The organism is Paenibacillus sp. HGH0039 (assembly GCF_000411255.1).
Taxonomy (GTDB): domain Bacteria; phylum Bacillota; class Bacilli; order Paenibacillales; family NBRC-103111; genus Paenibacillus_F.
Genome location: NZ_KE150413.1, coordinates 1,972,063 through 1,986,123 on the forward strand (window position 1 = coordinate 1,972,063; position 14,061 = coordinate 1,986,123).

Genomic DNA, 14,061 nt, shown 5'->3' on the forward strand with positions numbered 1-14,061 from the left:
CCTCCCTTTTCCAGCTTTATTAGGGTGGGCGTATTCGGCATGGTTTTATACGTGCCTGGCCAAGAAAATTTTAAATTTTGCGGGCATCCGGCAAGTTTTTTAAGCGATGTTCCGGTCTCTGAGGATATCCGTCTAAAGCGACGTTGGACGATGCCGCGTATTTTGGTTAACATGGAATTGAAGGCATGATGTCGGCGATTACTTGGGATGAGGGGAAACGGACTATGGAGCGTTATCCGAAAGAGGTACTGGATTATTTGGTTCATTTTCACGGGGACCGTGATTTTTTTGAATGTCACGAGATTTTGGAAGAATACTGGAAGGAAAATCCGGGCCATCCGTATGCGGAAACTTTGGTCGGTTTGATCCAGGTGGCCGTCGGCCTCTACCATCAACGGAGAGGGAACAAGGCGGGGGCCGTTAAAATGCTGGGCAGTTCTCTTGCTTATCTGAAAGTGGAAGATTTGAAAGGTCTCGGCATGGCGGGGGAAGACCTGGTTGCCCGGGTGCGGCAAAGAGTGCGGGAAGCGGAGCTTGATGCGGTGCCGTACGCAGATCTGGACCTTCCCGTAGAAGATCCTTCCTTGCTGGAAGCGTGCAAGCGTGAGTGCGCTCTGCGCGGATTCGGTTGGGGAGCGGCGAGCGACGCGGGCAATCTCATGCTGATCGACCGCCACAAGCTGCGGGACCGCAGCGATGTCGTGGAGGAAAGAGCGCGCCAACTGGAAGCCAGGAAGCTGCGCCGGAAGGGAGTCGAGGACCGATGAAGGACAAAATCGCGGTCGTCGACGACGAGCCGTACATTGCCGAAGTGGCCCGCCTCTATCTGGAGCATGCCGGGTACCAGCCGCTGATCGTGGATCACGCGGCGGAGGTGCTCCCTCTGCTGCGCGAGCACAATCCGTCGCTCGTGATCCTCGACGTGATGCTGCCGGACGGCTCCGGCTTCGACGTGTGCCGCTCGATCCGCTCCATGAGCAAGCCGCTCTGCGACGTCCCGGTCATTATGCTGACCGCGCGCGGCGAAGCGTTCGACAAGCTGGAGGGCTTCAATGTCGGAGCGGACGACTATCTCGTGAAGCCCTTCGATCCCAGCGAGCTGATCGCGCGGGTCAAAGCGGTTCTCCGGCGCAGCAAACCGGAAGAAACGGCCGCCGCGCCCGCCGATCCGTCGCTGCCCCAGCCGATCCGCATCGGCACCCTGACCATCGACTTCGCCCGTTACCGGGTCGAGCTGGAGGGGAGCCGGATCGATTTGACGCCGAAGGAGACGGAGCTTCTCTATTTCCTCGCCAGCAGGGCGGGGAGGGTGTTTTCACGGGACGATCTGCTCGCCGGCGTCTGGGCGTTCGATTTTCCGGGCGGCACGAGAACGGTGGATGCCCACGTCAAAAATTTGCGTAAAAAGCTGGGCAGCCAGCCCGAATGGCGGATCGAAACGCTTTGGGGAATCGGCTATTCGTTCGAGGTGACGGCGCATGAGAAGGGCTGAGCGCCTTCTGGAGTTTTGGCGGGGGCGGTTCGGCAGTTTGTACCTGCGGGTCTTTCTGTTGTTCCTTGCCGTGTGCGTACTGTTTTTCGTGGGACTGGCCTTGTTCTGGAACATGTATTTCCAAAATTTCTTTTACAAAGACAAGCAGGAATTTCTGAAGAAGGGCTACGTGGAGGTAACCAAGCTGCTGGCTCCATTCCAGGAAGGAACCCTATCCACCCGGGAGCTGCGGATGGCGACACGCATCGTCGCACGCGGAGTGAACGGGCGGATTTTTCTCGTGGACGGCAAAGGAGTTATTCTGAACGGGTCCACCGAATACGAGACGTTCAAGCTGCCGCCGACCCTGGAAAAATCGCTGGGCAGCGGCCTGGAAGGTAAGTCGGGCTTCTTCTTCGACGAGCCGCCTAGCGAGAGGCGGCCGGGCGACAAGCGCCCGATGGACACGCTGCTGACGTACTATGCGCCGGCCCAGATCGGCGGCGAAACGATCGTCGTCTTCCTGCAGGTGCCGGTGGCGGAAATACGGCAGACGATCTCGGTCATCCGGCTGATCATCCTGCTGCCGCTCCTGTTCTCGCTGCTGGCCGTCGGACTGCTGCTTTATTTCATTTCGCGCCGGATGACGGCCCCGCTCAAGCAGATGAACGAGCTCGCCTCGGCCATCGAGCAGGGAGACTTGTCCCTGCGTGTGCCTGTCACCTCGAAGGACGAGGTAGGCGAGCTGGCGGAGAGCTTCAACCGCGTGGTCGACCGGCTCCAGGAGTGGGAAGGCACGCGCCAGGAGTTCCTGGCCCAGGTCTCCCACGAGCTGCGCTCCCCGCTGACCTCGCTCAGAGGGCTGATCTCCGCCATGCGGGACGGGATAATCGAGCCGGACAAGTACGGCCACTACTTCCGGATCTGCGAGTCGGAGGTCCGCCGTCTGGAGCGGCTCGTCCAGGAACTGCTCGATCTGGCCCGCATCCAGAACGGAGCCGGACTGCGCGAGCTGAAGCCGGTGGACATGGTGGCCCAGACCGGGGAAGTGCTGGACGTGATGCGGGAGATTTTCGCCCGCAAGCGGCTGGAGCTGGCCGAGCGGGTCGACGTGCCCGCCGGGGAAGGACTGTTCGCCCGCCTCGACGCCGACCGCTATGCGCAAATTGTGCACAATTTGCTGTACAACGCGGTACAATTCACGCCCGAAGGCGGGACGGTTAAGGTCCGGCTGGAGCGGAAAGCGGACAAAGCGGTTCTCACCGTGAGCGATACGGGGATCGGGATGACGGCGGAGGAAACCCAGCGGATCTGGGAGAAGTTCCACAAAGTCGACCGGACCCGCGGGGGGACGACAGAAGGCGTCGGACTCGGCCTGACAATTGTGAAGCATCTGGTCGAGGCCATGAACGGCCGGATTACCGTACAGAGCCGACCCGGTGAAGGAACCGCTTTTTACGTGGAGTTTGCGCATGTAAGCGGAAACGGCGGGCATCCGGGCGCAAAACCGGGCGATTCGGATTCCTCCGCTGGATGATTTTCACATTTCTTTTACAAATCGAGCATCTTTTCATCAAAGCCGTTTCTTATCCTGTTCATAGGGACAGGTTGAGATGGCGGCAAGGCAAAGCAAGTGCCAGACCGTCGTTAGACCAATCCTGCCCTTCGGGGCAGGATTTTTTGCGTTGGGGGAGGGGCCATGAATTTTCGCCGGAAGCTTTATTCGCGCTGGATAGGAGCGGCCTGCCTGCTGCCTCTTGCGTTTACGTTCACGTTTGCGTTTGGGGGCAGCCGGTCTCCTCATACGGGTACGCTTGAACCGGCGGCAGCATTATCCGCTTCACAGCCCGCTTATGAAGCAAACGGGGCTGCCGCCTTTCAAACCGGGAACCGCCCGGAGAATACGGAACCTGCCATACAGACGAGCAGGGAACGCCTTCTGGTCTTGTTTTGCGCAACGCTGCTCGAGGTCGGGAAAGAACCGGGCTTTTCACTTACCCCCGCGCAGGCGGAACAGCTTGCCGGGATCCTTCAGCGCAGCATCGGCCGCGGTGAAATGACGCAGGAGGAGAGTGAGGAAGCCAAGCGCCTGCTTACGGGGAAGCAGAGGGATATGTTTGAGAAGGTCTTTGCGGATGATGCCAAACGAAGTTTACAGGGGCGCGCCCGCGAAACAGGAGGAAACCGGGAACACTGCGGCGATACGGCTCCCTATTTTTACGACAGCGTTCCTCACGGAGGAACAGATCCGGCCCAGGAATCTTCGGCTTTCCGGCCTGCGGAATGCGGGCCGCTTAAGGACGAGCCGGAACTAAATCTGGAGCAGCAGACACTGCATATGTTGAACCGCCAAAAATCGGCGGCCATCACAGGGAGGAACAAATAGACGATGAAATGGTCAGGTAAAGTAATCGGAATGAGCTTGGCCGGCGTTCTGCTGGTCGGAGCCGGAGGCTATTTTGCTTTCGGAGCCGTTAAAAAGCCGATGGCGGGCGCCGCCGCTCAAGAGGTCGTGGTTGCCGTCAAGAAAGGGGATATCCGCTCCACGGTTTCGGGGACGGCCCAATTCGAGCCGAAAGAAAAACAGACGATCGTCTCTCCTGCGGACGCCACGATTAAAGTGATGCATCTTACGCGGAATATGCCCGTTAAAGCGGGGGACGTGCTTGTAGAGCTGGGCAGTCCGACACTGGAAAATAATTTACAAAAAGCGCTGATGACCCAGGCGGACATCGAGAAACAGATCGCCGAGCTGCGGCAGCAGCAGGCCAACATGGGAACTTCCGCTCCAATTGGCGGACAGCTTGTGCTCGCTCCCAATATTGAAGTCGGCTCAAACGTCAATAAAAATACAAAGATCGCGACGGTCAACGATACGACCAATCTGCTGGCTTCGGCGCTTTTTCCGTACGAGGAAGCTTTGCAGCTCCGCAGCGGAGAAGAAATCGACCTGACCGTCGACGGGTTTTCGCTAACCAAAACAGGCAGGGTGGACGCTGTGAACAAGACAGCCAAGTCCGACGGGAAAGGCGGAAAAGCGCTTGAAGTGCAGATCCGTATCCAAAACGACGGCACGCTCGATGCCGGCCTGAAAGTGAAGGCATCCGCAAGGATCGGGAGCGTTTCTGTGGATGCGGTGGCCGAGAGCTCGCTGGAATATGCCAAATCGGCGCCGGTCGTAGCGGGTGTGCAGGGCACCGTTTCTTCACTTCCGAACAAGTCGGGAACTCTGGTCAAGGCGGGGGCCAGCGTGGCGGTGCTGGAGAACGATACGATCCAGAGCGACATTTCCGATAAGGAAGCGGCGCTGGAGCAGCAAAAGCTGGCCGTGCAGGAGGCCCGGGACAAAGTGGCCGATCTGGTTGTAAAGGCTCCTTTTGACGGCGTGTTCTCGACTGATTTTGTTAATACGAAAGAAAACATTCTCGCGAGTCTGACGCCCGGAGCCAAAGTCAAAAACGCGTTCGAATTCGGCGCCGTGGCGAATATGGATCTGATGCAGCTGCCGATCCAGGTGGATGAACTCGACCTGAATGCGATTAAAACCGGCATGAAAGCCGAAGTATCGGTCGACTCCTTGCAGGGGAAAAAGTTCGAAGGCGAAGTGACGCAAATCTCCAGCATGGGCACGACGACTAACGGGGTGACGTTCTACGACGTGATTTTGGCCGTCAAAAATACAAACGAGCTGAAATACGGCATGACGGCGACCGCGAATATTCTGATCGAAAACAAAACGGGTGTCCTGTACCTGTCTCCAGAAGCCCTTCAGTCACGCCAGGGCAAGCGGTACGTCACCCTCAAGAAAGCGGACGGTACGACGGAGGCGCAGCACGAGGTGAAGATCGGCATCCGCAGTACGACCCAGGTGGAAATCACGGAAGGGCTGAAGGAAGGCGACAAGGTCGTGGTGCCTCAGAAAACCCAGCAGACGAAAATGACCCAGCAGGAGATCGACCGGCTCAGGCAGCAGTATCAAGGAGGCCAAGGCGGTCAGGGCGGAGGAGGCTTCCAAGGCGGAGGCGGATTCCCGGGCGGAACCCAGGGAGGCCAGAGCGGTCAAGGCGGCGGAGGCCAGCGTGCGAACCAGACGAGATAAGGCAGGTCGGTCAAGGAGGTGATTGGCATGAATATGATTGAACTTCAGGGCATTACGAAAGTGTACCGCCAAGGCGCCCAGGAGCTGACGATTCTGAAGAAGCTGGATTTATCGGTCGCCGCCGGTGAATTTGTGGCCATCGTAGGTCCGAGCGGTTCCGGAAAATCCACGTTGATGAATACGCTGGGTCTCCTGGACGTTCCGACGACCGGCAGCTACTTTCTCGACGGTGTCCAGACCGAGCGCTTATCGGACAATCAGTTGTCGGAACTGCGCAACCGCAAGATCGGATTTATTTTTCAGCAGTTTAACCTGCTTCCCCGCTTGTCGGCTTTCGAGAATGTGGAGCTGCCGATGATCTACGCGGGCATACCCGCCAAGCAGCGGGCGGAGAAAGCGCGAGCCGTGCTGGAGAAGCTCGGCATGAAGGGGCGGGAGCACCACAAGCCCAGCGAGCTGTCGGGAGGCCAGCAGCAGCGTGTGGCCATTGCCCGCTCGCTTACCTTATCGCCGCCTCTGCTGCTGGCCGACGAACCGACGGGCGCGCTGGACACGCGGACCGGGCAGGAAGTGCTGGAGCTCATTCTCGAGCTGAACGGGCAGGGGCATACCATCGCGCTGATCACGCACGATCTGCATATCGCGGACTGCGCGAAACGTATCGTGTCGATCCGGGACGGGGAAATCGTGGGAGACCGGCTCAGCCTGGCGCAGGCGGCACAGGGGGTGCCCTCATGAAATTCACCGAGCTGATCCGGATGGCGATGAAGACGGTGACCGGAAGCCCGCTCCGCACGTTTCTTACGATGCTGGGCGTGATCATCGGCGTCTGTTCCGTCATCGCGCTCGTGGCGCTGGGCAACGGAACGACCGACAAGATCAAGGCCCAGTATGAGAACCTGGGCACGAATCTGCTCGTCGTGAACGTAAACGGCATGGGCCGCGCCACTCAACTGGATTACAACGAGCTGATGCAGTTCGAGGGCTTCCCCGAAATTAGCGCGATCGCGCCCACGATGACCAAGAACGGAGCCCATATCAAAGCGGACCGCACGCAGGATACGTCCAATGTGATCGGGACGAACGACCGTTACCAGAGCATCGTCAAAGCCGATGTGGCTTCGGGCCGGTTCTTAAGCCCGTCGGATCTGGAGTTCCGGAGCAAAGTGGCGGTAATCGGCAGCGAGGTTGCCAAAACGTATTTCGGGACGCTCGATCCGGTAGGAGAGACGATCCGCATTGAAGGCATTCCTTTTACGGTCATCGGGCAGTTGAAAGAAAAAGGCTCGAATATCGGCGGCACCTCCGTGGACAGCTCCATTCTCGTGCCGCTGGAGACGGCGCGCCGCCAGTTCCAGCTCGGAACGATCCGGACGACCTATATCGAAGCCCCGACGCGTGACGATATTTACAAAGCGCAAAACACGATGAAGTCGTATCTCACTTACAAATTCAAATCCGATACAGGATTTACCCTGATCAATCAGGATGAGCTGCTGGCCGCGAGCACGAAAGCGACCGATACGCTTACCAAACAGCTTGTCAGCGTGGCCGCGATTTCTCTGCTTGTAGGGGGCATCGGCATTATGAACATCATGCTGGTCACCGTAAGCGAAAGGACCCGCGAAATCGGAATCCGCAAGTCGATCGGAGCCAAGCGCCGGAGCATTCTGCTGCAGTTTCTCGTGGAGGCAACCGTCATCAGCGGGCTGGGCGGCCTGTTCGGTCTGCTGCTCGGCATCGGCATCGTGTACGGCTGGCCGCTCTTTTCCAAAGAGCAGACCTTGCGCCTGTCGCTGGACGTTTGTCTGTACGCGTTCGCGTTCTCGGTGCTGGTCGGCGTCGTATTCGGCCTTTATCCGGCGAACAAAGCTTCCAAGCTGCATCCGATCGACGCGCTGCGTTCCGATTAAACCCGCCCGAATTCATCTCAGGAGGTAATGAAGTGGAAAAAGACAAACGCAACAAGCTCCCTAAACTGCTCGTCACACTCACAGCCGCTGTCGCCATCTCTTCCGCGGGCTGGTCCGGCCCTTTCACCGGCAAGGCTTCCGCCGGAGCGGCAGGGATTTTCGTATCGCCGAAAGTTTACTTTACCGTCGAAGACGTATCTTTGGCCAAAGGGACCGGCAAAAGCTCTCTGCACTTCACACTGCTGCTTCACAATGAAGGAAGCGGAACCGTCGATCTGAACGCGTTTGCGGTCAGCGTGAACGCGCCGGACGGAAGCAGATACACCCCTAAGCTCAGCGGAACTTCCTCCGCCCGGGTGTGGCCGGATTCGACGGGACGCTACATATACACGGCCGAGGTTTCCTCGCAGGCTTCGCTCGATACCTTGAAGCTTTCGCTGAACCGCTGGGCTTCGGACGGAGTCTCGAAGGGTGCGGGCATCGGCAGCCTGCCGCTTGCGGCCGACGCGGCTCCCGCTCCGGATAAGCCGGTCCGGGTTCAGCTGAGCGAAGCGGATGCGTCGCTGCCCGAGGACGCTGTGCTGACGATTCGGGCGCAGGACTCCATCCGCTGGAACCGCGACAGCGGGCAGGAGCTGTACACCCACTTGACGGTTGTCAATGAGGGATCGACAGCCCTCAAGTGGAATGACAACGTCCTGCTGTCCGTGCAGGACGCCAAGGGCCGCACCTACACGGCTGCGGTCGTAAGCGGAGCGGATACCCTCCTGGAACCGCAGGAGCCGGCCGTCCTGACGGTGAAAACATCCGCGGCGGGCAGCGCATCGCCCGGAACGGCCTTGAAGCTCGTACTCAGCGCGAAAAACAGCGGAGGCACCTTCACGATCGGGACTGTGCCGGTTCCCGATGAAACGACTGCCGTGAGCGTGGGAGAAGCCATCCCATACGTTTACGGGGACGGGCTTGAACTGACGTACCGCAGCGCGGTGGTCAACGCCAAAACTGACGGGACGACCGTGCAGACCGTAGTCGAATTCCGCAATACGGCCAAGGAACACGTCCGGCTGCCGGATTTGTCCGCGGTGTACCAGTTCGGCAGCCGCGCAACCGTCGACGGCGTGATCGACGCGAAGCCGTCCTCGGCTTTTCTCGCCCCGGGCGAATCCGCGTCGTACCGCTATACCGCGTCTCTGCCGACGGGCGTCTCCAAAGACGCGATCGAGCTTCTTCTGCTCGCGAAGGAATCGGCGGCGGAGACTACGGCCGAGAGCGGCGGCGGATCAAACGGCTCGGCCGATGCGGCCGGTGCCTCCGGCGCGACCGCCTCGGGCGCGAAGGCGTCCGCTTCGTCCGCCGGGACGACCGCAGGCAGCGGGGCCTCTTCCGCGGCCAAAGCGACCGCCTCGGGGGGTTCTTCCTCCGCAGCCGCAGCGTCGTCCGGCTCCGGCAAGAGCACGGCCGCCGGCTCAACCGGCTACGTGCCGGCGGCTGCGCTGTCCCTCGCTAAGGCGGATTCCGGCAAAGGCGGCGATTATGCGGCCGCCCAGCCGTATACCCTTGGCGAGAAGCTCCCGCTTCCGAACGGAGCATTGGAAGCGGGGCTCGGCGTTTCGCTTGTGGAATTCCACAAGCACGAGAACGAAGAGATCGGCTATCAGACAGCCGTCGCCAAATACAAGTTCACCAACACGTCCGGCAAAACGCTGGATCTGCCGCAGCTCGGCATGGAACTGACCACGCCGGACGGGCTCGTCTATGCGGGCACACGCCAGTCGTCGGCAGCCGCAAGCATTCTTCCGGGCACCGCCGCGGTGGTCAGCTACTCCTACATGATCCCGCCGTCGGACAAGACCGAAACGCTTGCCATGACGATCACGGATGCCAACAAAATGTCGCTCGGTTCCTACAAGGTCGCCTTCCAGGCGGAGGCGGGGAGCGGACCGGTGTCGTTCTATCCGTTCGAGGTTGCGTTTAACGATTCCACGGTCGGCTGGACTTACAGCACGAAGACCGATGCCCAGTACACGTATAAGCTGATTCTGGACATGACGATTACGCGCAAAGAGCAGGTGATCGTGGATTCGAACTTCTCCAAAATGGAGATCGAACTGCTTGATCCCGACAACCGCTCTCTGGCCAGCCAGACGGTTCCGTTCCTGGGCACCGGCCGACTCGTATCCGGCAAGCAGACGTTTTTCTTCAATGATGTCAAATCGGAGCAGTTCAGCTCCGGCGCCCATTTTAATATCTACGAAGTGATTGAAACTCCGAACGGTCCCGTTAGACGCCTGATCAAAACGATTCAGGGCTGACCGTTATAACTGAAATCACGACAAAACGCCGCCGACAAGCGGCGTTTTTTTCAAGGAAAAAAACTTCACACAGTGATATAATAAAGGTTTTCTCCTATTGTATAATTTTGGGAAAAATATTTCGTTGTAAAATTCCGCTTCCTTTACTAGCATAGAGAGGACGCATTAATCCGGAAGTAGGGATGAGGGCGCTTATACAGAATGCGATCGGGCGCTTAGGGGATAGAACAGCCCTGTCGATAGAGGAGTGAGTCGGAGTTGAAACGTTTTGCGCAGGCATCCTATGTCATGTATTTTCTGGCGGGACTGGTTATCACCACGATCGGTTCCGTGCTGCCGCAAATTTTACGGCATTACGAAGTTACTTACACAATGGGAGGCCAGCTTGTTTTCTGGGGCTCCATCGGATTTCTGGTGGGGGTGCCGGTGGCGACTCTTTTGTTAAACCGTTTTAGCGAAAAGCAGATTTTGGCGCTGGCGTGTCTGATTATTGCCGGTTCCCAGTTTATGATGTGGTCGCTGCCGCCGTTTTCGGCCATGCTGGTTATCAATTTTATGAATTGTCTCGGAACGGCTGCCGTCGAAACGATTGTGGCGACGCTCATGATGGAGGTTTTTGTGGGGCGCCGGGCGGTTGTGATGAGCTACCTGGAAGTCTCGTTCGGCCTGGGGGCTCTGCTGATGCCCGTCATCTCCAGCCTGCTGATCTCGATGGATCTGTGGAGATACTCGTTCGTGGTTACGGGAGTCATGGCCCTTGCGATGACGGGAGTGTGGGTCTTTATTACCTACTCCAAAACGGATCTCGACGACAACGCCGCGAAGGATGCGAGCAACATGGCGCCGCCCGAAAACATTTCGGCCCGTCTGAAATGGCTGCTGCTCGTTTTCTTCGGGTTTATGATTTTTATGTACTGCGGCATCGAAGGAAGCATGAACAATTTCCTGTCTTCCATCTTTATCTCGTACCTGGATGCGGCGCCTTTCCTTGCGGCACTCAGCGTCGGTCTGTTCTGGGGCGCGATGGTACTGGGACGTCTCGCCACGGGCTGGATTATCCGCAAAATCACTTACAGCCGGTTTCTGTTTATCAGTATGGCAAGCAGCCTGATTGTGCTGGCCGCTTTCATCGTGCTGCAAAACATTTGGACCGGGTATGTGCTGATTGTTGCGCTCGGATTGCTGCTGTCCGGCGTGTATTCGATTACGATGGTGTATGCCAATCATACGTTTCCGGGTCTTGCCCGGCTTGTGACAAGTCTGATTACCGGACTGGCGGGTCTCGGGGGAGCCGTTTTCCCGGCGTTGATCGGATATGTCATGGATCAGGCGGGCACTTCCCGGGCGCTCTGGATGACGGTCGGCTTCGCCGTTTTCTATCTGCTCGGTCTTGCTGTCATCGAGGCGGTCTACAAAAAAACGCGGAGATCGGACCCTTCCTCGCCAGCTTCCTAAAGCAGCGGGTCCGGCCGCTAACGACCACGGGTATTTCAATAAAAAAACCGCCTTCGGGCGGGCGCGATGCGTTTGCAGCGCCTGCCGCCAAAAGGCGGTTTTTTTGTATGTAGACAGGTGGGACGAGTGACGTTCCGGGCAATTAAATGAACGGATACTCTTCCGGATTCGTTTTTACGGGGGTGGCGTCGTATCCTTCCGTAAGCAGGTCGAGTTTACCCGTCTGCGGGTTCATGACCAGGCCGTGTACCGGAAGGTTTTTCGGCAGGAGCGGGTGATTGCGGATAATGTTCACGCTTCCGATGACCGCTTCGTCGATATGCTCGAAACCCGTCAGCCACTTGTCGAGGTTGATGCCGGAGTTATGCAGGGTGTCCAGCACTTCGGTTTGCACGCCGCGTTCCCGCGCCTTGCTCAGAACCTTCTCCGAGTTCAAGCCGGTCATGCCGCAGTCGCGGTGTCCGATTACGAGTACTTCATCGGCGTCCAGTTCATATACGGCCACGATAATGCTCCGCATAATACTTCCGAAAGGGTGGGAGACAAGAGCGCCGGCGTTTTTAATAATCTTGGAATCGCCGTTGCGCAGGTTCATCGCCTTGGGAAGCAGTTCCACCAGACGGGTGTCCATACAGGTCAGGATAACCATCCGTTTGTCGGGAAACTTGGTTGTCAAATACTGTTCGTACTCTTTGGATTCCACAAACGATTCATTGTAATTGAGAATTTCGGATATCAAACTCATATAAATCCTCCGCTTCTTTTGTATGGTTTCTTTTTATGGCAAAGACAGCCTGAGGGCCGTCTTGTGCTAATTTACGCAGTTGACCAGTCTCATGGCCGGATTGTAGGTCTGCTGGCTGCTTTTCAGGACATAGGTTCCCCGCTGGGGCATGTAGTCGACCGACAGATTTTCCTCGAAGAAAACTTCTTTGCGGGGATCGTACTGCACGGTGAACGCATTGCTCCGCGCATCTACGTCGCCTTCGGTATGGGCGGCCTGGATTTGAAGAGCGGCTACCCCGGCCAGGGCGCATCCGCAGCCTTCCGTATCGTAGAACAGCCTGAGGATCGCATCCTGGGGCAGACGGTTTGTAAGGGCTTCGACGGCCGCTTCGCTAAAGTGAATGTACATGCGTAAGCTCCCTCCTTTTTATCAATTGTATCACAAACGGAAGAATTTGATTATCTCCCGCATAGAAAGTATGATGACAGTATACCTGTTTAGTGAAAGGAGAATCCACCATGAGCCAGACAGACTATCAGGGCAAACTGGATGAATTCCGCAAATACATACGTAAAATCAAACATTATGAAGAAGCAGTCGGCCTCATTTATTGGGACTTGCGCACCGGCGCTCCCAAGAAGGGGGCATCCGAGCGTTCCGAAGTCATCGGCGAGCTGTCCACCGAAGCGTTCCGGTTATCGGTATCCGACCAAATGGGCGAATACCTGGATTTCTTCTCCGATACGGCACGCATCGAGGAACTGGACGAAACGAACTGCCGCATCGTTCACGAAGCGAAGAAGGAATTTGACCGCAGCAAAAAGATTCCGCCTGAGAAGTATCAAGAATACGTCGTACTGACTTCCAAAGCGGAAAGCGTCTGGGAAGAGGCGAAGGAGAAGAACGATTTCGCCATGTTCCAGCCTTACTTGGAAAAAATCGTGGAGACGAACCTGGAATTCGTCGACCTCTGGGGCTACAAAGGGCATAAATACAATACCCTTCTCGATATGTACGAACCGGGCATGACCGTCGAGAAGCTGGACGAAGTGTTTGGGGCTCTCCGCAGCGAAGTGGTGCCTCTCCTGGCCGAAATCAAGAAAGCGCCGCAGCCGGACCGTTCGTTCCTGCGCCAGACGTTCGACAAGGAGAAGCAGAAGCATTTCTCGTTGTTCATCTTAAAGGAACTGGGTTACGACTTCGAAGCGGGACGTCTGGACGAAACCGTTCATCCGTTCGCGACCGGCCTGAATCCGGGCGATGTCCGGATTACGACCCGTTATTTGCCTGAGGACGCGACAAGCGCGCTCTTCGGTACGATTCACGAGTGCGGACATGCGCTCTATGAGCAGAACATTTCGGAAGATTTGATCGGAACGAATCTTTGCACGGGAACATCGATGGGCATTCACGAGTCACAATCCCGTTTCTGGGAGAATATGGTAGGAAGAAGCCGCGAGTTCTGGTCCCGCTACTACGCCGACCTGCAGCGGACCTTCCCGGGACAGTTCGATAACGTGAGCGAAGAGGCGTTTTACCGGGCGATTAACCATACCGAGCCTTCACTGATCCGGATCGAAGCGGACGAACTGACCTACAATCTCCACATCATGATCCGCTACGAGCTTGAAAAAGCGCTGTTCAGCGGCGAGCTCAATGTCGCCGACCTGCCCGAAGCCTGGAACGCGAAATACCGCGAGTACCTGGGCATCGAGGCGGACACGAACGCGGAAGGCGTGCTTCAGGATGTGCACTGGGCCGGCGGCTCCTTCGGGTACTTCCCGTCTTACGCGCTCGGCAACATGTATGCCGCCCAGTTCACCAACACGCTGCGCAAAGAGATTCCGGCGTTTGACGAGCTGCTGGCCAAAGGCGATTTCGCTCCGATCAAACAGTTCCTGGTCGAGCACATTTACCGCTACGGAAAATCCCAGACGCCTAACGAGATCGTCCGCCGCGTGACGGGCGAGGATCTCAATCCGCAGTATCTGGTGGATTACCTCAAGGACAAATATAAGCCGCTCTACGGCTTAAGCTAATAGAAGTTGTAAAAAAACCGCCCCGGATGACGTTGGCTGCTTCGG

The 14,061-nt window shown here is 57.5% G+C and carries 12 protein-coding genes; 10 read left to right on the plus strand and 2 right to left on the minus strand.

Annotated elements, in window-relative coordinates:
• Positions 1-224 precede the first annotated feature (224 nt).
• The 9 genes from HMPREF1207_RS23445 to HMPREF1207_RS23485 all read left to right on the plus strand — a co-directional run bounded on the left by HMPREF1207_RS23445 (position 225) and on the right by HMPREF1207_RS23485 (position 11,250).
• Complete coding sequence (locus HMPREF1207_RS23445; protein WP_009674377.1) at positions 225-767, plus strand: DUF309 domain-containing protein; 543 nt, start codon at positions 225-227, stop codon at positions 765-767.
• Positions 764-1,492 (plus strand): response regulator transcription factor, encoded by a 729-nt coding sequence (locus tag HMPREF1207_RS23450; RefSeq protein WP_009674365.1) that lies wholly within the window; start codon positions 764-766, stop codon positions 1,490-1,492. The genes HMPREF1207_RS23445 and HMPREF1207_RS23450 overlap by 4 nt, the downstream gene beginning before the upstream one ends.
• Positions 1,479-3,008, plus strand: coding sequence for a sensor histidine kinase (locus tag HMPREF1207_RS23455; RefSeq protein ID WP_016424031.1), 1,530 nt, complete (start codon positions 1,479-1,481; stop codon positions 3,006-3,008). Before HMPREF1207_RS23450 ends, HMPREF1207_RS23455 begins: the two co-directional genes overlap by 14 nt.
• A 162-nt stretch (positions 3,009-3,170) precedes the next feature.
• A complete protein-coding gene (locus tag HMPREF1207_RS23460) occupies positions 3,171-3,857 on the plus strand; it encodes a hypothetical protein (RefSeq protein WP_009674335.1) in 687 nt (228 codons plus the stop codon).
• Between the two features lie 3 nt (positions 3,858-3,860).
• Positions 3,861-5,570, plus strand: a complete 1,710-nt coding sequence (locus HMPREF1207_RS23465; protein ID WP_009674329.1) for an HlyD family efflux transporter periplasmic adaptor subunit — start codon at positions 3,861-3,863, stop codon at positions 5,568-5,570.
• 27 nt (positions 5,571-5,597) lie between these two features.
• Positions 5,598-6,308 (plus strand): ABC transporter ATP-binding protein, encoded by a 711-nt coding sequence (locus tag HMPREF1207_RS23470; RefSeq protein WP_009674342.1) that lies wholly within the window; start codon positions 5,598-5,600, stop codon positions 6,306-6,308.
• Positions 6,305-7,483: an ABC transporter permease gene (locus HMPREF1207_RS23475; RefSeq protein ID WP_009674345.1), complete on the plus strand. Its 1,179-nt coding sequence runs from the start codon at positions 6,305-6,307 to the stop codon at positions 7,481-7,483. Before HMPREF1207_RS23470 ends, HMPREF1207_RS23475 begins: the two co-directional genes overlap by 4 nt.
• 32 nt (positions 7,484-7,515) lie before the next feature.
• Positions 7,516-9,795 carry a hypothetical protein gene (locus HMPREF1207_RS23480; protein WP_009674356.1) on the plus strand — a complete coding sequence of 760 codons (2,280 nt, stop codon included), beginning with the start codon at positions 7,516-7,518 and terminating at the stop codon, positions 9,793-9,795.
• Positions 9,796-10,053: 258 nt separating this feature from the next.
• A complete protein-coding gene (locus HMPREF1207_RS23485) occupies positions 10,054-11,250 on the plus strand; it encodes an MFS transporter (protein WP_009674336.1) in 1,197 nt (398 codons plus the stop codon).
• 142 nt (positions 11,251-11,392) lie between these two features.
• Here HMPREF1207_RS23485 and HMPREF1207_RS23490 read toward each other — a convergent pair whose 3' ends face one another.
• Together HMPREF1207_RS23490 and HMPREF1207_RS23495 are read right to left on the minus strand one after the other, a co-directional pair.
• Positions 11,393-11,995 (minus strand): beta-class carbonic anhydrase, encoded by a 603-nt coding sequence (locus tag HMPREF1207_RS23490; protein WP_009674331.1) that lies wholly within the window; start codon positions 11,993-11,995, stop codon positions 11,393-11,395.
• Between the two features lie 66 nt (positions 11,996-12,061).
• Positions 12,062-12,385, minus strand: coding sequence for an iron-sulfur cluster biosynthesis family protein (locus tag HMPREF1207_RS23495; protein ID WP_009674353.1), 324 nt, complete (start codon positions 12,383-12,385; stop codon positions 12,062-12,064).
• A gap of 110 nt (positions 12,386-12,495) precedes the next feature.
• On the opposite strand from HMPREF1207_RS23495, the gene HMPREF1207_RS23500 reads away from it, so the two are divergent.
• Entirely contained in the window at positions 12,496-14,016 is a 1,521-nt protein-coding gene (locus HMPREF1207_RS23500) for a carboxypeptidase M32 (protein ID WP_009674330.1), read from the plus strand.
• Positions 14,017-14,061 lie beyond the last annotated feature (45 nt).

Bases quoted from the DNA above. Each gene is read 5' to 3' on its own strand.
- HMPREF1207_RS23445 (WP_009674377.1), top strand. From the start codon at position 225: ATGGAGCGTTATCCGAAAGAGGTACTGGATTATTTGGTTCATTTTCAC.
- HMPREF1207_RS23450 (WP_009674365.1), top strand. From the start codon at position 764: ATGAAGGACAAAATCGCGGTCGTCGACGACGAGCCGTACATTGCCGAA.
- HMPREF1207_RS23455 (WP_016424031.1), top strand. From the start codon at position 1,479: ATGAGAAGGGCTGAGCGCCTTCTGGAGTTTTGGCGGGGGCGGTTCGGC.
- HMPREF1207_RS23460 (WP_009674335.1), top strand. From the start codon at position 3,171: ATGAATTTTCGCCGGAAGCTTTATTCGCGCTGGATAGGAGCGGCCTGC.
- HMPREF1207_RS23465 (WP_009674329.1), top strand. From the start codon at position 3,861: ATGAAATGGTCAGGTAAAGTAATCGGAATGAGCTTGGCCGGCGTTCTG.
- HMPREF1207_RS23470 (WP_009674342.1), top strand. From the start codon at position 5,598: ATGAATATGATTGAACTTCAGGGCATTACGAAAGTGTACCGCCAAGGC.
- HMPREF1207_RS23475 (WP_009674345.1), top strand. From the start codon at position 6,305: ATGAAATTCACCGAGCTGATCCGGATGGCGATGAAGACGGTGACCGGA.
- HMPREF1207_RS23490 (WP_009674331.1), bottom strand. From the start codon at position 11,995: ATGAGTTTGATATCCGAAATTCTCAATTACAATGAATCGTTTGTGGAA.
- HMPREF1207_RS23495 (WP_009674353.1), bottom strand. From the start codon at position 12,385: ATGTACATTCACTTTAGCGAAGCGGCCGTCGAAGCCCTTACAAACCGT.
- HMPREF1207_RS23500 (WP_009674330.1), top strand. From the start codon at position 12,496: ATGAGCCAGACAGACTATCAGGGCAAACTGGATGAATTCCGCAAATAC.